The organism is Cytobacillus sp. QJM3NY_8, assembly GCF_056173585.1.
The window spans coordinates 1-16,871 of sequence record NZ_JBWBUY010000004.1; the positions used below are offsets into that span (position 1 = coordinate 1).

At 38.9% G+C, this 16,871-nt stretch carries 29 protein-coding genes; 28 read left to right on the top strand and 1 reads right to left on the bottom strand.

The window, feature by feature from the left end; translation table 11 throughout:
• The 4 genes from AC0VZ9_RS29080 to AC0VZ9_RS29095 all read left to right on the top strand — a co-directional run bounded on the left by AC0VZ9_RS29080 (position 1) and on the right by AC0VZ9_RS29095 (position 2,733).
• Complete coding sequence (locus AC0VZ9_RS29080; protein WP_475397615.1) at positions 1–828, top strand: replication initiator protein A; 828 nt, start codon at positions 1–3, stop codon at positions 826–828.
• Positions 829–830: 2 nt separating this feature from the next.
• Complete coding sequence (locus AC0VZ9_RS29085; RefSeq protein ID WP_475397616.1) at positions 831–1,172, top strand: hypothetical protein; 342 nt, start codon at positions 831–833, stop codon at positions 1,170–1,172.
• 39 nt (positions 1,173–1,211) lie between these two features.
• Positions 1,212–1,685: a hypothetical protein gene (locus AC0VZ9_RS29090; protein ID WP_475397617.1), complete on the top strand. Its 474-nt coding sequence runs from the start codon at positions 1,212–1,214 to the stop codon at positions 1,683–1,685.
• An 820-nt stretch (positions 1,686–2,505) separates the two neighbouring features.
• On the top strand, positions 2,506–2,733 hold the full coding sequence (locus AC0VZ9_RS29095; RefSeq protein WP_475397618.1) for a hypothetical protein: 228 nt from the start codon (positions 2,506–2,508) through the stop codon (positions 2,731–2,733).
• 73 nt (positions 2,734–2,806) lie between these two features.
• Here AC0VZ9_RS29095 and AC0VZ9_RS29100 read toward each other — a convergent pair whose 3' ends face one another.
• Positions 2,807–3,214 carry a helix-turn-helix domain-containing protein gene (locus AC0VZ9_RS29100; protein WP_475397619.1) on the bottom strand — a complete coding sequence of 136 codons (408 nt, stop codon included), beginning with the start codon at positions 3,212–3,214 and terminating at the stop codon, positions 2,807–2,809.
• A gap of 226 nt (positions 3,215–3,440) precedes the next feature.
• Here AC0VZ9_RS29100 and AC0VZ9_RS29105 point away from each other — a divergent pair, with 226 nt between their 5' ends.
• The 24 genes from AC0VZ9_RS29105 to AC0VZ9_RS29220 all read left to right on the top strand — a co-directional run bounded on the left by AC0VZ9_RS29105 (position 3,441) and on the right by AC0VZ9_RS29220 (position 16,868).
• Positions 3,441–3,674: a helix-turn-helix transcriptional regulator gene (locus AC0VZ9_RS29105; RefSeq protein WP_475397620.1), complete on the top strand. Its 234-nt coding sequence runs from the start codon at positions 3,441–3,443 to the stop codon at positions 3,672–3,674.
• 36 nt (positions 3,675–3,710) lie between these two features.
• Complete coding sequence (locus tag AC0VZ9_RS29110; RefSeq protein ID WP_475397621.1) at positions 3,711–3,923, top strand: hypothetical protein; 213 nt, start codon at positions 3,711–3,713, stop codon at positions 3,921–3,923.
• A 115-nt stretch (positions 3,924–4,038) separates the two neighbouring features.
• Positions 4,039–4,230 (top strand): hypothetical protein, encoded by a 192-nt coding sequence (locus AC0VZ9_RS29115; protein ID WP_475397622.1) that lies wholly within the window; start codon positions 4,039–4,041, stop codon positions 4,228–4,230.
• A gap of 116 nt (positions 4,231–4,346) precedes the next feature.
• Positions 4,347–4,523: a hypothetical protein gene (locus AC0VZ9_RS29120; RefSeq protein WP_475397623.1), complete on the top strand. Its 177-nt coding sequence runs from the start codon at positions 4,347–4,349 to the stop codon at positions 4,521–4,523.
• Positions 4,520–5,032 carry a siphovirus Gp157 family protein gene (locus AC0VZ9_RS29125; RefSeq protein ID WP_475397624.1) on the top strand — a complete coding sequence of 171 codons (513 nt, stop codon included), beginning with the start codon at positions 4,520–4,522 and terminating at the stop codon, positions 5,030–5,032. The genes AC0VZ9_RS29120 and AC0VZ9_RS29125 overlap by 4 nt, the downstream gene beginning before the upstream one ends.
• Entirely contained in the window at positions 5,029–5,712 is a 684-nt protein-coding gene (locus AC0VZ9_RS29130) for an ERF family protein (protein WP_475397625.1), read from the top strand. Before AC0VZ9_RS29125 ends, AC0VZ9_RS29130 begins: the two co-directional genes overlap by 4 nt.
• 4 nt (positions 5,713–5,716) lie before the next feature.
• Positions 5,717–5,818 (top strand): anti-repressor SinI family protein, encoded by a 102-nt coding sequence (locus AC0VZ9_RS29135; protein ID WP_475397626.1) that lies wholly within the window; start codon positions 5,717–5,719, stop codon positions 5,816–5,818.
• A gap of 79 nt (positions 5,819–5,897) precedes the next feature.
• Complete coding sequence (locus AC0VZ9_RS29140; protein WP_475397627.1) at positions 5,898–6,044, top strand: hypothetical protein; 147 nt, start codon at positions 5,898–5,900, stop codon at positions 6,042–6,044.
• Positions 6,045–6,072: 28 nt separating this feature from the next.
• Complete coding sequence (locus tag AC0VZ9_RS29145) at positions 6,073–6,261, top strand: hypothetical protein (RefSeq protein ID WP_475397628.1); 189 nt, start codon at positions 6,073–6,075, stop codon at positions 6,259–6,261.
• Between the two features lie 111 nt (positions 6,262–6,372).
• The gene (locus AC0VZ9_RS29150; protein ID WP_475397629.1) at positions 6,373–7,278 is read left to right on the top strand and encodes a DnaD domain-containing protein; all 906 of its coding nucleotides are present in this window, start codon (positions 6,373–6,375) and stop codon (positions 7,276–7,278) included.
• Positions 7,279–7,290: 12 nt separating this feature from the next.
• Positions 7,291–7,473, top strand: coding sequence for a hypothetical protein (locus AC0VZ9_RS29155; protein WP_475397630.1), 183 nt, complete (start codon positions 7,291–7,293; stop codon positions 7,471–7,473).
• Entirely contained in the window at positions 7,466–8,104 is a 639-nt protein-coding gene (locus tag AC0VZ9_RS29160) for a zinc-finger domain-containing protein (protein WP_475397631.1), read from the top strand. The genes AC0VZ9_RS29155 and AC0VZ9_RS29160 overlap by 8 nt, the downstream gene beginning before the upstream one ends.
• A 4-nt stretch (positions 8,105–8,108) precedes the next feature.
• Positions 8,109–8,657 (top strand): dUTP diphosphatase, encoded by a 549-nt coding sequence (locus AC0VZ9_RS29165; protein WP_475397632.1) that lies wholly within the window; start codon positions 8,109–8,111, stop codon positions 8,655–8,657.
• Positions 8,654–8,806: a hypothetical protein gene (locus AC0VZ9_RS29170; RefSeq protein ID WP_475397633.1), complete on the top strand. Its 153-nt coding sequence runs from the start codon at positions 8,654–8,656 to the stop codon at positions 8,804–8,806. The genes AC0VZ9_RS29165 and AC0VZ9_RS29170 overlap by 4 nt, the downstream gene beginning before the upstream one ends.
• 263 nt (positions 8,807–9,069) lie before the next feature.
• Positions 9,070–9,579, top strand: a complete 510-nt coding sequence (locus tag AC0VZ9_RS29175) for a Holliday junction resolvase RecU (protein WP_475397634.1) — start codon at positions 9,070–9,072, stop codon at positions 9,577–9,579.
• 182 nt (positions 9,580–9,761) lie between these two features.
• Positions 9,762–9,911 (top strand): hypothetical protein, encoded by a 150-nt coding sequence (locus tag AC0VZ9_RS29180; protein WP_475397635.1) that lies wholly within the window; start codon positions 9,762–9,764, stop codon positions 9,909–9,911.
• Between the two features lie 85 nt (positions 9,912–9,996).
• A complete protein-coding gene (locus AC0VZ9_RS29185) occupies positions 9,997–10,149 on the top strand; it encodes a hypothetical protein (RefSeq protein WP_475397636.1) in 153 nt (50 codons plus the stop codon).
• Positions 10,150–10,563: 414 nt separating this feature from the next.
• Positions 10,564–11,013, top strand: coding sequence for a sigma-70 family RNA polymerase sigma factor (locus tag AC0VZ9_RS29190; RefSeq protein WP_475397637.1), 450 nt, complete (start codon positions 10,564–10,566; stop codon positions 11,011–11,013).
• A gap of 100 nt (positions 11,014–11,113) precedes the next feature.
• The gene (locus AC0VZ9_RS29195; RefSeq protein ID WP_475397638.1) at positions 11,114–11,293 is read left to right on the top strand and encodes a hypothetical protein; all 180 of its coding nucleotides are present in this window, start codon (positions 11,114–11,116) and stop codon (positions 11,291–11,293) included.
• A 398-nt stretch (positions 11,294–11,691) separates the two neighbouring features.
• Positions 11,692–12,231, top strand: coding sequence for a terminase small subunit (locus AC0VZ9_RS29200; RefSeq protein ID WP_475397639.1), 540 nt, complete (start codon positions 11,692–11,694; stop codon positions 12,229–12,231).
• The gene (locus tag AC0VZ9_RS29205; protein WP_475397640.1) at positions 12,228–13,505 is read left to right on the top strand and encodes a PBSX family phage terminase large subunit; all 1,278 of its coding nucleotides are present in this window, start codon (positions 12,228–12,230) and stop codon (positions 13,503–13,505) included. Before AC0VZ9_RS29200 ends, AC0VZ9_RS29205 begins: the two co-directional genes overlap by 4 nt.
• Before the next feature lie 12 nt (positions 13,506–13,517).
• Positions 13,518–15,053 (top strand): phage portal protein, encoded by a 1,536-nt coding sequence (locus AC0VZ9_RS29210; protein WP_475397641.1) that lies wholly within the window; start codon positions 13,518–13,520, stop codon positions 15,051–15,053.
• Positions 15,037–15,768 carry a DNA-methyltransferase gene (locus tag AC0VZ9_RS29215; RefSeq protein ID WP_475397642.1) on the top strand — a complete coding sequence of 244 codons (732 nt, stop codon included), beginning with the start codon at positions 15,037–15,039 and terminating at the stop codon, positions 15,766–15,768. The genes AC0VZ9_RS29210 and AC0VZ9_RS29215 overlap by 17 nt, the downstream gene beginning before the upstream one ends.
• The gene (locus tag AC0VZ9_RS29220; RefSeq protein ID WP_475397643.1) at positions 15,768–16,868 is read left to right on the top strand and encodes a phage minor capsid protein; all 1,101 of its coding nucleotides are present in this window, start codon (positions 15,768–15,770) and stop codon (positions 16,866–16,868) included. The genes AC0VZ9_RS29215 and AC0VZ9_RS29220 overlap by 1 nt, the downstream gene beginning before the upstream one ends.
• Positions 16,869–16,871 lie beyond the last annotated feature (3 nt).

Sequence of the window (16,871 nt, forward strand, 5' to 3'; positions counted from 1 at the left end):
TTGGAACAAAATTTTTATACAAGGGATGATATAGAGCAGAGCAGATTTTATCAGCTGCCGAAAGCATTAATTGAAAACGAAAGATACGACAAACTTTCAGCAACTGCAAAAATTGCTTATGCCATTCTAAAGGATCGCCATGAACTTTCCCTGTCTAATGGCTGGATTGATGAAAAAGGGGTGTACTTTCTTTTTTCAGACAAACAACTAGCAACTATTCTTAAAATGTCAGTAAGAACTGCAAACCGGGTTAAAAATGATTTGCAGGACTATAAACTTATCTACATGGAAAGAACCGGGCTGAATTCTCCTAACAAAATTTATCTTTGTAAGATGGAAAGCGCGGAGAACCCAGTGTTCGCAAGGATAGGACAAAAATGGCGTATCCAGACAGGACAAAATTGTCCTATCCAGACAGGACAAAAATGGCGTATCAGGACAAGCCAAAAATGGCGTACTAATGATACTAAAGATAATAAGACTGATTTTAATGATACTGAATATAATAATCATCATCCTGCAATTGAGCATTTCAACCAATTACAAAGTAATATGATTCATGAGTTTATTCAAAAACAAAAACTTGATGATGATGAAGTTAATAAATTAACTGTTAGATTAAAAGGCAAAAACTTTAAACACCCGGCATACATAGAGAAAGCTTATGAAACTATGAAAAATGCCATTCAGCCAGACAAGCCCACAAGAACAGAATACATTCCAGAGCATATGCAGGATGATTTTGAACAGCCCAAGAATGATGATCCTGAAATTGATGCCAAACGCGCAGCATTAAAAGCCAAGCTGGATAAGCTGAAAGGGGAATAATCATGACTGATTATGCAAAAAGGGTTCTGGAACTGATTGAAGAAAACAGGGAAGTAAGAAAACTTGCTGATTATTACAGGGAAGAAGTCGAGTTTGAAAAGAAACGGCATGAAATTAAATACAAAAAGCTGTTTGATCAATACGAAGATTTAATTTATGAGAATGGGAAAATGAGAAATTACATTAACTTGCACCTTGATCAGGATCCCAAAGTAAAGTTAAAGCTTGCATATAGTCTCCTGAAGGAAATTGAAGATGATGATTCTTTCAGGGGGTTGGAACAGGCCGAACTTGGGGAAATAGCTTATCGGCTTGGATTTAAATTCAATTTAGATGATGAATGATGATAAAATAAAAGCATTCCATGAAAGGGGTGCTTTTTTATGTTGATTGGGGAATTGCTTGAATTGACTAAAGAAAAACCTTTGAGCGAAATTGCAAAGGACAATCTATCCATTGGGGAAAGGAAAGCCAGGGAAGCGCTCAAAAAAGCTGGCGCTTTCAATATATCAGGTAAAAAAGGCTGGCATTATGAAGGGGATCCAAGTGTTTTAGAACGTTCTATTTATGATTTTACAACTACTCAGAACAGCAAACCTGTAAACAAAACCGTAAACAGCCCTGAACCTAAAAAAGAGCCTGTAAACAATCCTAAACCTGTACATAAGACAGAAGGCCAAGACGTATTTGATCAGCTGCTTAATCCTAAACCTGATCCCAATAGCAAGATTCAGAGGGGGTTTTATTTTGATCCTAAAGTTATTAAGGCGCTTGATAAGAATGTTAAGTCTAAGTATAAAAGTGAGTTTGTGAACGCTGCCCTGGAAAGAGTGCTGAAAGAAAAAGGGCTACTTTAAGAGAATTTTAGATTCGCATATTGCGTTTAATGTTCGCTTATAGTATAATTTAGGCATAGGAAGTTGTTGGAGGGATTAACATGTAAAGCCTGAATTGCCGTTGCTTGCCTTTTGCCATTGGATTGTATGACCTTCTTACATGTATCTTGTCACTTAGTCTTTGGAAACCAAAATTAAACTTAAATCAGTTACCTGGAAGTACGCTGATTGGAGTTCTATCTGTCAAAATAGTCCGGGCCGAACCCGGTTATCAATTCGGAAGCTTTTGTTGTATATTTTCGTTCAATTATCCTTGGTGTTGAATCAGTTTAGAGTGGTATCTAACTGTTTTAAGGAGTTGCGGAACTCCTGCCTTCTGATAATCATTACTCACACACATTCGGCAGCAGAAATGTTGCCTTTTTTTATCTTTTAGCAAGGAGCCTAAAAAAAATGTCTGTCTTTATTAGATCTGCTGTATACGCTGGATTGATCTCCAATACCCTGGCTATAGTAGTTTGCTTGCTGTTTGGGGAATTTGAATTAATAGCCAGAAAAGCCTTCAGTATATCAATATGGGTATTTGCTTATTTGTTCCACAAAAACAGGGGTACATGGTGAAAATGAAAACGGAAACAGGATCCGGCAGCTAGAATTTTAAGCTGCTTTTTATTTTGGGGTTTAAACTATGCCAATAAAGGTTAAAGGATAGGTAATTTGTAGAAAAACAGTCAATTTAGTTACAATTCTTAGTACATACTGCATAATAATTTTAGCGGACAGGGGATTGATGTGTTAAAATGTAAGAACAAATGTTCGATTTTTGAAAGGGGAAGGGTACATGACTGATACTGCTTCACGCGTTATGGCGAATGTACAAGATGGGGTTCAGGCTGAAAGAGAGATTAAAGAGTGGATCGTCATGGGGAATAGGACAAACAGTATAATCGGGGTGCCTTATCATAATTTAGATCTGACCAACATGGCAACGCTGATAAACTATTTGAACGTATTGGGACTTGTAACAGACATAGAAAGAATTAAAATGATTTCCAGGTATGGCGAATAAAAAAAGGCCGATTAAGGGCCTTTTTTTATATATCATTATATTTAATATTTGCATTAGGTAAGTATATATTAGATTATTTTTTCTTATTATGGTTAAAATCAATTATTTTCTTATTATGTTCTTTTACTTTATTGATCTTTTCCGGAACTCTATCCCTTACTACCATTTCTAATAATTTTCTAATCGGTTCTAATTCGTCCTCTGACAACGGCTTTCCATTCCAATGCAGTTGCCCTTTTTCTAAGAATTCCTGCATGTCTCGTCTGTCTTTCTTCGGGTCTGGATCATCTGTTAAGCCTAAAATATAATCTGTGCTAACATCATACATAGAAGCTAATTTCTGAAGTTTATCCAAAGGTGGCATTCTTGATTCTGATTCATAACCAGCATAACTGCTTTTGGCTATCCCTAACCTTCTGCCTACTTCTTCCATAGTCAATCTGTTTACCTTACGCAATAAACGCAATCTTTCCCCATACATATTACTATTTCCCCTTTCGCGCAGTTTCCCCAATATCTCTTAATAGTATATACACTTTTTCGCTAAAAGAATACTATTCAATACGCTTATACGAAACAACATGAAAACAGGTTTCATTATAGCATATAAAAGTTTCTTGAAATTATAACTTTTTATTAAAAAAAGGTTGCAATGTTCGCAAATAGCAGATATAATGAAATCAAGATAAAGAAAGGCGGTGAAGCAAGTGAAAAAGAAAAAGCGCTATTGGTTGGCTGAAAGAAGATTTGCTGCCGGGTTTAAATCTAGCAGATCTTTTGCACAACATATTGGCCTATCACCTTCTTACTATTATGAAATTGAGAACGGTGTAAAAAATCCAGGTGGGCGCGCTGCCTTCTTGATCGCTGAAGCTTTGGATTTTGACATGTCGATATTTTACGCCCAAAACGTTCACCCTGAGAGAACGTCTAAGGCTTGAAAATATAAAAACATGCGCTGAAAGGGGAATTGCTGAATGAAAAAGATTCAAACGGTTGAAGCTTTGCGAGCAAAGCGAATGGAACTATTGAAAGAGGAAATCAGCCTTGTTCAAACGGAAGAAATGCTTCAGAAGTGCGGGGAGCATGAAGAAGCATTATGCGTAAAGGCTGAAAGGAATGAAGTTTACCTGGAGCGCATGGCAATAGAAAGAAGGTTGAACTTCTTTCAGGTAGGGTTCACAGCTTAAAAAGGGGGTGTTTAGATGGGTGTGGCGCTGTTTGGGGTTGTATTTCTGGGTTTGCTTTTTATCTGCACAGGCACAGCTTGGGCATTTGGCTTATTTGAATAAGGGGGTGAATTGAATGTATAGAACGCAAACAATGGCACGTTTTGCTGAAAGTGTTCCTGCAGCTGACTTCATTGGAACCTGTGAAGGATGCGGAGAATTTATCCTGAAAGGTGAAGATCACTTTGGCATTGATGGGGATTTAGTACACGATGATTCAACTTGCATTGTCGAACATTTCAAAAGCATTGCAGATTATAAAGCATAAAAAAACAGCCCTTTAGGCGAAGGCTGTTTCAGTCGAATTTGAAGGTTCATATAAAATTTATCGTACTTACATTTTATCAGAACCTTCCTAAAAAATCAAATTAGGAGTGGTGGAAAATGTACTTTAACACAAAAAAAGGCGCTATTTTTTCTCCCGAAGATGAAAAGTTGCTGCCGTTTTATAACCTGTTAGAAAAATATCAGGGAACTTTAGATGGAAGCCAGGTTTATGCGGATATGGTTGAAGTTTATGAAGCAATCGAAATGGATCTGAAGGAGGAAATTTCAAAATGAACATTTATCAACTTAATGAACAATACTTAAACATTTTGAATATGGCTGATGATCTGGATCCGGAAGTTTTAAAAGATACTCTTTCATCTATTGAAGAACCAATTCAGGACAAACTTTCTAATATTATCGGCCTTGTTCGTTCGTTGGAAAATGAGGTTGAAATGATACAAAAAGAAGAAAAACGATTGAAACAAAGAAAAGAAAGCCGGAATAACACCATTAAAAACTTAAAAGAAGTTCTGTTTTATACCGTCAGCAATGTTGGTGAAACAACTGATTCAGGCGGGAAGCGCGTAAAAATTAAAGACAACCCTTATTTATCAAGTGTGTACACACAGAAAAACCCTCCAAGCGTGAAAATACTTGATGAATCCAAAATACCTGATGAATACAGGATCAAGCAGCCAGATAAGATTGACAGCAAACTTCTCATTCAGGATTGGAAATTCACAAATGAACTTCCTGAAGGTGTGGAAATTGTACAAGGTGAAGGGGTTAGATTCCGATGATCAGAAGTGATTCCATAAAAAACCTGGCAGAAGCAATGGCGAAGTTCCAGGAAGATTTAGAACAGCCGGAAAAAAGCGCGGATAACCCTTTCTTTAAATCAAAATATGTACCTCTGCCTGCTGTTATATCCACTATTAAGAAGTTTGCGCCTAAACATGGATTGTCTTATATGCAAATGCCTATAACCAATGAAAAAGGGATTGGCGTTGAGACGATTGTGATGCACAGTTCTGGGGAGTTTATACAGTTTGATCCGTTCTATCTGCCGATGGACAAAAACAACGCACAAGGGGCGGGGAGTGCTACAACATATGCAAAAAGATATGCTTTGTCGGCAGCTTTCGGGATTGATAGTGATTTTGATGATGATGGAAACAAAGCCGCAGATACCACAGACAAGCCAAAAAACAACAGCAACGGAAACGGAAATACAAATACATCTAACTCTAATTTTAGCAGCAATTCAGGCGGTTCCAAGGCTTCTCCAAAGCAAGTTGAGTTGCTGCATACTTTAACAAATAAATATTGCGATAAATACGGATATACAGAGGAACAAGTCAAAGTATCATTAACAAAATTAGTCGGTGACTTTGGAATGTCCTATAAGGAAATGACAGGTGGCAGAGGAAACCAAGCTTCAAAGGCAATTGATAAATTAAATGAACTATTGCAGGGGTGAAACCATGAAGGGGAACAGTGAAAAAGAATGGGTCGATTTAGTAAAGGAAGCTATCTCATTAGGGATCTCGAAAGATGAAATCTTATCTTTCATAAGAAAGGCTTAAAGGTTTTGAGGAAGCGAAGGAGGGTTAATCCCTTCTTCACTTTAGACATAAAAAGCGAAGTAAAGGAGGAAGAAGTTGTATGCAGTATTATGTCACTTTTACGGTTTTCGTTGATGACAGCATAGAACGTACAGAGGAAGACATAAAATCATTTGTTGAAAGTAAAGTAGCTACCAATAGTGTAAGTGTTGAGAACGTAACAGTAGAAAAAGTTAAACATTATTAAAAAGCGTAACAAGAAAGGGTGAAAATTAATGCTTAAAAAAGGTGACAAAGTTGTTATGCATACCTGCATAGAAGCTAAAAATCCTGATAATCACGGAAGGATCTGGACTTGTAGAACCGATGAACAAAAGGTCACTTGGACTAATCCTAATGTTGTTTGGTTGGAAGGGTATTCGGGTGCTTTTTCGGCAGAGTTTTTACAAAAAGTAAATATTTGATATGACGCAGTACGATCAAACAGCGACACTAAGAAAGGGGATAAATTAATCATGAGCGGGGCGTTTCAAACTAGCAGGGATATATTCAAACATGAGATATGGCAGGACGTGGTGAAATTCAGAATATTTTTCTACATAGTCGGGAACGCTGTCTTTTCTCATGAAGGAATTGAAGTGGCTGGAACCCAGGTAAAAAGGGGTCAGTTCCTAAGATCCCTTAGAAACCTTCAGGATGATTTAATGTACCGGGAAGGCCGGGGAAACTCCATTAAAAAGTACCCTTTGACCACTATCCAAAGGAAAATTAAATCACTTGAAAAAGAAGAAAGAATAACAACGAAAAGCACAGAAAATGGAACACTGTTCACAGTGGTTAATTACGATATATACCAAGGGTTTCAGCATTATCAAAATCAGTCAATGGAACAGAAACGGAACAGCGATGGAACAGCAACGGAACAGGAACGGAACAAGAATAAGAAAGAGAATAAAGAGAATAAAGAAAAGAAAGATATAAAAACAGTAGTAGTAGAGGAAGCCAGGGAAAACGCCTTTGATTTTTACCAGAAAAACTTTGGTGTACTTTCTCCCTTCCTTGCGGAAGGCATACAGCATTGGATAGATGATTCAGGGGAAGAACTTGTTTTAGAAGCCATGAAGCTTGCTATTGAAAACAATACGAATTGGCGGTATGCAGAAGCCATTCTAAAGAATTGGCAGAAACGGAATATTAAAACCCTGGCTGATGTGGAAGCAGCTAAATTGGCCTTTGAACGGAATAAACAGAGTAGGACAAGCAGCAAGGGTAAAAAGCCGATACGGACTGAACAGCTGCCTGATTGGTTTGATGAAGAAGAAAAGACAAAAGAGCCGGAAAAAGAAGAAATGCCTGTAAAGCATGATGAAAAGTATTATAAAAAGCTTCAGCTGATTGAAAAGATGCGCAAAGGCGGAATGTGGTCAGAAGAAAAATGTGAACAGGAACTTGAAAAGTTGCAAGCTACTAAAACAGGTTAAGGGGGAACTGAAGTGAAGCGGGATTTGCTTTTTTATATATGTGAATCATGCGAAACGCCAAACTTTATCATGCCGGATATGGAAAGACGCATGAAGGGGATAAAAGCCATAGTTTGCGGCAGCTGCTTTCATAAACACAGCGATTTAAAAGATTTAAAGAATTTTGCAAAGGCTACAGGTAGTATTCATGAGTAAAGAAATCATAGCGCAGATTGAAGGTATGCTCCAGGGGGATTGCAAGGGCTGTAAAGTAAAGCCTTTCCTGAGAAAAGAACAGAGCCGTTATTTAGCAAAAGAACATTGCGAAAAAATCTGTCCGATTGGAAAGAAGATCAAAAAGCTGTCTCTTAAACTTGATATGGGTTTAACTCCTTTAGTAGCCCAGGAACTTACAGCGGATCAATACACCATTCACAAAGAGCAAGGGATGACAGATAAAGCGATATGCGAAAAGTACGGCATAGGAGCCAAAACCCTGCTTACAAGGAAACGACATTGGGGCTTTGGGGATGGCAGGGCAAATATAGGCATGATTAATAAGCACACCAAAGAAGAATATTTGGAACTGAAGCTGAAAGGCTTGATTGATGAAGAAATTGCCAAACAATGGGGCGTTGTCGGCAAAACGCTTTGGCGGTGGAAGAAAAGAAATAATTTAGCCGGGGGCCTTGAATGGATCATGAAGCTTGATAAGCAAGGAAGAACCAAAGAGGAATATTTGCAGCTGAAAGTTTCCGGGTTAAATGATTCACAGATTGCTAGGCAATGGGGCGTTAAATGGGACACTTTGTCCAGTTGGAAAAAATCTTACGATTTAAGGGGCTGAAATAATGAACTTAGTTGAAATATTCGCCATGCAGAAAGAATTGGATCGTCATATTATCCAGGAGCAGGGGCTGACAAAAACGCCATTTAACGAACGGATTCTTGCTTTTATTGTTGAATTAGGTGAATGCGCTAACGAATGGAAAGGGTTTAAATTTTGGAAAGTTCCTCATAACAGAAAACCGAATACCCGGGCGCAAAGAGGGGCAGCCATGATGCCGGAAGATCAGGATTGGTATAATCCTTTGCTTGAAGAATTTGTAGACAAGCTGCATTTTATCGCTTCATTGGGAATCAGCATGGATGTGAACCCGGAAAAGGTTATTATCAAAAACTTGGATGTTTGGAAGGCTGATAACATTACAGAACAATATATTCAAATGGCAGGGAAAGCCGTTGATCTATACCTTTACCGCAACAGAATGGATTGGAATACACTTCTTAGAATGCTTCTGGCCCTGGGTGAAATGCTTGGCTTCTCCAGAGAGCAGATAGAGGAAAGTTATTTTGAGAAAAATAAAATAAATCATGAAAGGCAGGCGCAGGGATATTGAGAGAAGAAGAACTTGCTAAAATCATAACGTTCTTTCAGTATTACAACTGCAGCGACACAGCCAAAGAGTACGTAAAAGAATTGGTTTCTGAAGTGCAACGGCTGCAAACGGTAGAACAAGCATATGAAGCTATGAAGAAAGCTTTGTAGATATGTGCATAACATGTGGAAAAACATGAAAAATTTGATATTTTTTTAGGTTATAAGTTCGCTTAAAGCGTATTTCATGGTAAAATAAAGATATGAAATATGCTTTGAGTATTACTTTTTAAAAGGGGAATGAACGTGAAAACAGGAACATTAACAGGTATCTTTACAACGTTAATTTTATTTGGGGGATCATTAATAATCCTAATCCTAATCATGTTAATGATTTTTATTGGGTTAACAGAATCACAATCATACTTTGGAAGGTGATTGGTATTAGTTACAGTAACCGCGGTAAATCATTTGAAAGTGTTATAGAGTACACCAATAAACAATATGCCTTGAAGGGTTGGGCCTTGATTAATAAAGTCCCTACACCTTGGAAAGTGTTTTATGACAAGAAAACAAAGAGCAGCAAAGCATTCCCGGAAAAAGCCGGACTCCCTGATTTTATGGGCATTGCCCATGGCAAAGGGATCTGCTTTGATGCAAAAAGTACCAGGATTACAACCAGGTTCGATTTGAAGAACATTGAGGAACACCAAATGAAGTTCCTGAAGCAGTTCTCTGATCAGGGTGGAAAGGCGTTTTTCCTGATTCACTTTGAAAAAAAGCAGGAAACTTTCTTTGTTCCCTTGGGATTTGTAGAAGAATATTGGGAAAAGTGGCAGGGTGGCGGTAAGGCTTCAATCCCTTATGATGATTTGTTTTTCTGCTGTCCATTGGTACACCCGGAAAAAGGCATTGCTTTGCATTACTTAAAACATGTGGGGTGAAAGGTATGCAGGAAGTCATTATTTCAGACAGTCGGCCGGATTGGGTGATTAAAGAGGACAAGCAAGCCTTTTGCAAACTTAAATGCAAATTCTTCAGGAAATGCAGCACAAAAGCAGGCTGTGACTGTAAGCACTATGGCGGGAACGTTATACCAAAAATACGGTGTTAGGGGCTGAAGGGTATGAATGATAAAGCTGTAGAAGATATGGTTTTAGAACAGGACAGGGATTATTGGAGGGAAAGAGCGCACGCGCAGCAGATCAGGGCTATCATGTACAAACTGCTTTTCTTATTGTGCTTTGGGTTTATTTTAGGGAAGTGGATGCTATGATTTTTTTCGCCTATTTGGGATTAATAGTCTTTTGTGTATGTGTCGGTTTGGTTGTTATCCCTTTAATTAATTGGTGGTGTGAAAAATGAATCAATTAGATTGGCAGAAGAAGATCATCCGGGAAGAATTAGGCGGTGAATCGAATGTTCGTGAGGATAAAATACCTTCACAACGGGTTGCAAAGCGGTTTAACTATTTCCGCGACAGGAAAAAGGCAGCTGCTGCAAAGGCTGAATGAAATTGGGGTAGATCTTGCAACGGTCACAAAGTTTGAAACGGATAAGGGCCAGGGGTGGAAAGAGTTTGATCCGGAACTTTTGAAAGGGTGAATAAAATGGTTGAATCATTGGCTGACATTTTAGCTTTAACTATATTTCTTTACAGTGCTTATTTGATTGGCTATCTAAAAGCCAAGAAAAAATACAAAAAAGGAGCAATAAAGTGAAATATTTAGGCAGAGAAATAACCTATAACCATAAAAACAAAAGAATCGATTTTTATTTTCCGAACGGAACAATATATTTAGGCACTAATTTTTCTTTAAAGAAATTTAAGTTAAAAGATTTGTGGGAAATGCTTGTTTTATCGGTTATGCCTTACGAATATTTAAATAACAGATTCCTAAGAAAGTAACATCAAAGGGGGAAATGCTTTGAAATCCAAGAAAGCAAAGATCAAGGAAATTGAATATCATCTAAGGCAGTATAAAACATATCTGATCAGCATTAAGAACATTGAACAGCAGCTTGAATGGATCCTCCCAAGCATGACAGCCAGCTATTCAGCACAAGAAGGGTCATGCGGAACGTTTAATATCACTAGCAAGGTAGAAACGGCTGTATTAGACCGATTGGAAAGCAAACAGGCTTTAGATCTGAATGAGGAAAAGGGAAGATATCAGATCATCATAGACAGCATAGAAAGGGCCGTAGAGACGTTATCGGAAAGAGAAAGGCTATTTGTCCAAAAGAGATACTTTGAACGCCTGGGCATACCGGAGGTGGCTTCTGAAATGGGGTATTCAGAGAAATGGTTACATACAATCAGGAATAACATTATGGACAGTTTGCTGATAAGTCTGTCTAATGTGCTGAAGCTGTGAAGGGGCGGTAATGGTGGAAAAGAGCTTATTATTTCATGTAACCAGGATCAAAAGAATCTTGAAGGTTATTTTCTTTAAGAAAAAATAGGAGGAATGGAAAATGAATTTTGAAGAATTTAAAAGGCGTTACCGTTACAAACTGATTGAATTGGCGCTGTTAGATGTTGAAGTCACTGATGAAGAACTAAGAAAAATGTACCTTGCCTATTTAGTGATTCAAGAACATAAATTTGAAAATTTGAATAAGCAAATTAAAGCAGATCCATTAGTTCACTTTTAGCATACTTTTACCATACCTTTTTTATGAAAAAGTGTGCTATTATGGTAATAAGCAATTTCCCCAAGTTGCTGTTCCTCTTTCATATTTCAACTAATTGGCTGCCGTTGTTCCCCTTCGGCAGCTTTTTATATGCAGAAAGGAAAATGATATATGAGCATGGCAGAATATCTTCAGCTTAAAGAAGAAGAACGCAGAGAAATTGCAATGAAGGCTGAACGAAAAGTTCACAAGTGCAATGGCTGTATGTGGGGCAAATGGGCCGGGAATAAATTTTCGTGTGCTTTTGCTACTTGTTTAAAGGATAAACTTTGATATTTAAGCCGGGTAGTTTTTGGCGGTCTGACTTATCGGACTGTGAAAAACTATTCGGCTTTTATTTATGGGGGTGGTGATGTGAAGTGAGTAAGAAGCTAACACCTAAACAGGAAAGATTCTGCCTTGAATACCTGAAAGACCTGAACGCGACACAGGCATATATAAGAGCAGGCTATAAAGTCAAAGAAAGCGTGGCAAGTGTGAACGCTTCAAGACTGCTTGCGAATGCTAAGATTTCCGCGCGCGTGGAGCAGTTGAAGGCTGAAAGATCCGAAAAAACAAGGATTGATGCTGAATGGGTTCTGAAGAATCTGATCAATGTTGCAAACATGGCAATGAAAGCTGAACCTGTTATGCAGTATGATCCACAGCTGCAGGATATGGTTGAAACAGGTGAATATCAATTTGATTCTTCCGGGGCTAATAAAGCGCTTGAACTGATTGGGAAACATGTTGGCATGTTTGATCCTAAGTTTGGGAAGATTGCTGCTTTATCTGATGCCCAAATAGAGAAGATCAAAGCGGAAACAGATTTCATTAAAGAGCGCACCAAGTTAATCCAGGGAACTAAGAAAGACACTGGACTTCTGGAAGCCCTTATTAATGCGGTGGATGATAAATGAGCATAACATTTTCACCTAAACAGAAAGAAACGATAAAAGAGCCTTTCAGTTATACCCTTGATGTAAATGAGGGAACGCCAAGATCAGGAAAAACGACAGCAGGCCATTTTCGCTATGCTTACTACTTAACCATTACGCCTGATGAAAACCATTTGATTGTGGCCTATAACCAGGAGCAAGCCTACAGGCTTTTTATTGATGGGGATGGAACAGGCTTAAAGCATATCTTTGGTGATCTGGCCCAGACCAAACATGATGATTTGGGAGATTATTTGGAAGTTCATACACCTAAAGGCATTAAAAAGGTTTATTACAAGGGTGGCGGTAAAGCCGATTCTGTAAAAGCCATTACAGGTATGTCTTTAGGATCCGTTGTATTCTGTGAAATCAATCTGCTGCACATGGCAATGATTCAGGAATGCTTCAGAAGAACCTTTGCTGCTAAAATGCGCTATCATTTGGCAGACTTAAACCCGCCTGCACCTAATCACCCGGTTATTAAAGAAGTATTTGACGTTCAAAAGACCAGGTGGAAGCATTGGACAATCCAGGACAATCCCATTATCACGGAAGAACGAAAACAGGAAATCTTTGAAACTCTTTCAAAAAACCCTTATTTGTTCGCGCGTGACTGGGAAGGTAAGCGGGTGCTTCCTGAAGGTGTTATTTACAGCATGTTCAGCCTTGATAAGCATGTACAGCCTTCTGTCCAGGGAAAACGGTATGAAATGTATTTTACTGCTGATGGCGGGCAATCGGATGCCACTTCCTGCAGCTGTAACATTGTGACTCATTATGAGGGTAAGTTCAGGCTTAACCGGGCTGCTCATTACTACCATTCAGGCAAGGAAACAAGCCAGATTAAAGCCATGTCTGTATATGCCAAGGAAATAAAAGAATTTATTGAATGGTGCGCAGAGAAGTACGGAATGCGCTATACAGAAGTATTTGTGGATCCGGCCTGTAAATCATTGCGGGAAGAATTGCACCTGTTAGGAATCCAGACAACGGCTGCAGACAATAACCGTAAAGATGCCAAGGGCGCAGGCGGTAAAGGCGCTGGCATTGAAGCGGGGATTGAAAGGGCGCAGAACTCCATTAACAATGATCAGTTTTTCCTGATTGATAATGAAGAATATGATCACTACAACTTTATCAAGGAAATTGGGATGTATGTCCGGGATAAGAACGGCAATCCGATAGATGAAGAAAACCATGCTTTGGATGAATTCAGATACAGCATTAACTATTTTTATAAGCGGTATGTCATTTAAGGGGGTGCGAATATGTTCAGCAGCCTAATTACAAAGGTTAGGAGGTGGCTTTATAAAGTGGGATTGATAAAAGGCATTAATAAACTAGCAAACTTAAAAGATGTTCCGATTGATGAAGATTTCTATAAACATATAGACCAATGGAAAGCCCTGTATGCGGGTTATTTTGCCGATTGGCATGATGTGCAATACCAAACCCTATCAGGAACAAAAAGACGAACTATGGCTACTCTGAACATCCCTAAAGTGGTATCAAATGAAATGGCTTCATTGATCTTCAATGAACGATGTGAAATTAACATTTCTGATGAAGGCACTTCAGAGTTTGTCAAAGGGGTTCTGGATGATAATAAATTCGTGAAGAACTTCCAAAACCATTTAGAATTCACATTCGCAATGGGTGGCGGGGTTCTGAAGCCATATGTGGAAGATGGTCAAATTAAAATCTCTTATGTTACGGCTGACTGCTTTATCCCGTTGGCCTGGAATAACAAAAGGGTTACAGAAGGGGTCTTTCCGAATGAGTTCCGAAAAGGTGACAAGAAATACACTCACCTTGAATGGCATGTTTGGGAAGGTTCGGAATATGTGATCAAAAATGAAGTGTATGAATCAAACGGTTCCGAAACATTAGGAATCAAAGTGAGTTTGAAAGAGTTTTTCCCGGATCTTGAAGAAGAAGTGAGAATTGAAGAATTCAAGCTTCCTGGATTCGTTTATATAAAGCCAAACACAGCCAATAACATCAACCCGCATATTCCTTTAGGCATTTCTATCTTTGCAAATGCCCTGGACACAATCAGAAGCCTTGATATTGCCTTTGATTCTTACCAAAGAGAATTCAAGCTTGGCAGGAAGAGAATTTTAGTTCCGGCTTCAGCTTTAAAAACCGTTGTAGATCCCCAGAGCGGGCAAGTACACAGATATTTTGATTCTGATGATGAAGTTTACCAGGCTTTCAACTTTGGAGCAGATCCAGAAGCGCAGCAGTTTAAAGATTTCTCTGTTTCTTTAAGGGTGGATGAACATATTTCAGCAATCAATTCCCTTCTGAATATCCTGGCAATGCAAATAGGTTTTAGTTCAGGGGCTTTCAGCTTTGATGGGCAAGGGGTTAAAACGGCTACTGAAGTAGTGAGTGAAAACTCTAAGACATTCAGGACAAAACAAAGTCATGAAAACATCATTGAAGCGGGACTGCAGGAATTAGTTGAGATTATTGTTCAATACGCTGAACTTTACGGCTTATTCAGAAGGCCTGCACAGGGATTTGAAGTTACCATTGCTTTTGATGATTCTATTGCGGAAGATCAAACGGCTGAAATCGCCAGGCAGATTCAATTAGTTTCTAGCCAATTAACCTCCAAGAAAAAAGCCATTATGAAGATTCATGGTTTTAGTGAGGAAGAAGCGGAATTGCTGCTGAAGGAAATTGCTGAAGAAAATGCAACAGCCACAGCTGAAGCTATTGATTTCTTTGGTGTTAATAAGAACAGCCAAACCCAGGGGCAACAGGCGGGCGGTGAATCAAGTGCTGGAACTGAATAAAATACATCTTGGTGATTGTTTGGAACTTATGAAAGACATTCCAGACAAAAGTATTGATATGATTCTGTGCGACTTACCTTATGGAACAACTAGAAACAAATGGGATTCCGTCATTCCATTGGATGCGCTTTGGAATCAGTATGAAAGAGTTATCAAAGACAACGGGGCAATTATTCTTCATGCTGATAGCATTTTTACAGCAAAACTGATTTTGTCCAACGAAAAACTATACAGATATACACTTGTCTGGGATAAAGGCAGAGGTTCGGATTTCCTGAACGCTAACAGAAAACCCTTAAAATCACATGAAGATATAGTTGTTTTTTATAAAAAGCAACCAACATATAATAAACAATTTTGGTATTCAAAACCATATAAAAAAACCATTAATGGTTCACTTTCCGAGAACTATGGGAGTAGAAAAGCTGCTATAAGCGAAAGTGAAGATGGTAAAAGAAACCCTTTAACGGTTTTGAATTTCCCAAAAGATGCAGACAGGAAACACCCAACGCAAAAACCTATTGCTTTAGCAGAATGGCTTATTAAGTCTTTTTCAAACGAAGGTGAAACAGTACTTGATAATTGCATAGGATCAGGAACAACGGCTATTGCAGCAATGCGCACAGGCCGTTTTTTTATTGGTATTGAAAAAGAGCCTGAATATGTTGATATTGCTAACAAACGCATTCAGGAACACAAAAAAGGTGTTTGCTAATGGAACCATTAAGGCAGCAGCAACTTTCAATGCCTGTTATCGAAGTATTCTTATCCATTGAGGAAGAAATTCTTTTAAACATTGCCAAGATCCTGAAGCAAGGAAAGAGCCTGCTTGATGAAGATATTGAGCGTTGGCAGACAGCCAAGCTTTCAGAACTCGGAAAGCTTACACAGCGCAATATTATAACCATTGCCAAATATGCTGAACTTTCCATAGAAACAGTTACAGCCATGCTTGCAGAAGCAGGATATGAAGCGGTATCTGAAACAGAAATGGAACTGATAGAAGCTGCCATGCAAGGAATATTGATTAAACCGCCTTTGCCGAATGAAAGCCCGGCCCTTGAAGCGGTTCTTTTGTCGTTCCAAAGGCAGGCAAGGGAATCTTTCAACTTGATCAATACAACCATGCTGAATCAGTCACAGCAGATCTATTTAAATATCTTAAATGAAACGACAGCCAAAGTCCTGACAGGCAATAAAACGGCAAGGCAAGCTTTAGCTGAAACGGCTTCCAGATGGGCAGAACATGGAGTTCCGGCCCTTATTCGTAAAGATGGGGCCAAAATGTCCACAGAAGCTTATGTTTCCATGGTGACAAGATCAATGTCTAACAGTGTAGCAAATGAAATGCAGTTTGCCCGGATGGATGAATATGGAGCGGATTTGGTTGAAATTAGTTCCCATATGGGAGCCAGGCCAAAATGCGCCAGGTATCAGGGTAAGATCTTTTCCAGATCCGGCAGAAGTAACAAATACCCGGCCCTTGCTTCTACAAGTTACGGACAGCCGGACGGATTAAGGGGCATTAATTGCAGGCATATCTTTTATCCGTTCGTTGAAGGCTTTTCAAAACAGGTGTACAAGCCTTATCCGGCAGCTGAAAACAGCAAAGTATACCAGGAAAGCCAAAGGCAGCGCCGTTTAGAAAGGGAAATCCGAAAAGCTAAAAGACAATTAGCTGTAGCGGATGCCCTGGGCGAACCTGAAGCAGTGGATGCTGCTAAAAAGAAAGTGAGACAGCGCCAGGCTAATATGCGGGCGTTTATTAATGATACTGACAGAACAAGGCGCTATGAGCGCGAAAAAGCTTATTAAAAG

Excerpts from the sequence above, each read along its gene's own strand:
- AC0VZ9_RS29085 (WP_475397616.1), top strand. The coding sequence starts at position 831 with ATGACTGATTATGCAAAAAGGGTTCTGGAACTGATTGAAGAAAACAGG.
- AC0VZ9_RS29090 (WP_475397617.1), top strand. The coding sequence starts at position 1,212 with ATGTTGATTGGGGAATTGCTTGAATTGACTAAAGAAAAACCTTTGAGC.
- AC0VZ9_RS29095 (WP_475397618.1), top strand. The coding sequence starts at position 2,506 with ATGACTGATACTGCTTCACGCGTTATGGCGAATGTACAAGATGGGGTT.
- AC0VZ9_RS29100 (WP_475397619.1), bottom strand. The coding sequence starts at position 3,214 with ATGTATGGGGAAAGATTGCGTTTATTGCGTAAGGTAAACAGATTGACT.
- AC0VZ9_RS29110 (WP_475397621.1), top strand. The coding sequence starts at position 3,711 with ATGAAAAAGATTCAAACGGTTGAAGCTTTGCGAGCAAAGCGAATGGAA.
- AC0VZ9_RS29115 (WP_475397622.1), top strand. The coding sequence starts at position 4,039 with ATGTATAGAACGCAAACAATGGCACGTTTTGCTGAAAGTGTTCCTGCA.
- AC0VZ9_RS29120 (WP_475397623.1), top strand. The coding sequence starts at position 4,347 with ATGTACTTTAACACAAAAAAAGGCGCTATTTTTTCTCCCGAAGATGAA.
- AC0VZ9_RS29125 (WP_475397624.1), top strand. The coding sequence starts at position 4,520 with ATGAACATTTATCAACTTAATGAACAATACTTAAACATTTTGAATATG.
- AC0VZ9_RS29130 (WP_475397625.1), top strand. The coding sequence starts at position 5,029 with ATGATCAGAAGTGATTCCATAAAAAACCTGGCAGAAGCAATGGCGAAG.
- AC0VZ9_RS29135 (WP_475397626.1), top strand. The coding sequence starts at position 5,717 with ATGAAGGGGAACAGTGAAAAAGAATGGGTCGATTTAGTAAAGGAAGCT.
- AC0VZ9_RS29140 (WP_475397627.1), top strand. The coding sequence starts at position 5,898 with ATGCAGTATTATGTCACTTTTACGGTTTTCGTTGATGACAGCATAGAA.
- AC0VZ9_RS29145 (WP_475397628.1), top strand. The coding sequence starts at position 6,073 with ATGCTTAAAAAAGGTGACAAAGTTGTTATGCATACCTGCATAGAAGCT.
- AC0VZ9_RS29160 (WP_475397631.1), top strand. The coding sequence starts at position 7,466 with ATGAGTAAAGAAATCATAGCGCAGATTGAAGGTATGCTCCAGGGGGAT.
- AC0VZ9_RS29165 (WP_475397632.1), top strand. The coding sequence starts at position 8,109 with ATGAACTTAGTTGAAATATTCGCCATGCAGAAAGAATTGGATCGTCAT.
- AC0VZ9_RS29180 (WP_475397635.1), top strand. The coding sequence starts at position 9,762 with ATGAATGATAAAGCTGTAGAAGATATGGTTTTAGAACAGGACAGGGAT.
- AC0VZ9_RS29185 (WP_475397636.1), top strand. The coding sequence starts at position 9,997 with ATGAATCAATTAGATTGGCAGAAGAAGATCATCCGGGAAGAATTAGGC.
- AC0VZ9_RS29195 (WP_475397638.1), top strand. The coding sequence starts at position 11,114 with ATGAATTTTGAAGAATTTAAAAGGCGTTACCGTTACAAACTGATTGAA.
- AC0VZ9_RS29205 (WP_475397640.1), top strand. The coding sequence starts at position 12,228 with ATGAGCATAACATTTTCACCTAAACAGAAAGAAACGATAAAAGAGCCT.
- AC0VZ9_RS29210 (WP_475397641.1), top strand. The coding sequence starts at position 13,518 with ATGTTCAGCAGCCTAATTACAAAGGTTAGGAGGTGGCTTTATAAAGTG.
- AC0VZ9_RS29220 (WP_475397643.1), top strand. The coding sequence starts at position 15,768 with ATGGAACCATTAAGGCAGCAGCAACTTTCAATGCCTGTTATCGAAGTA.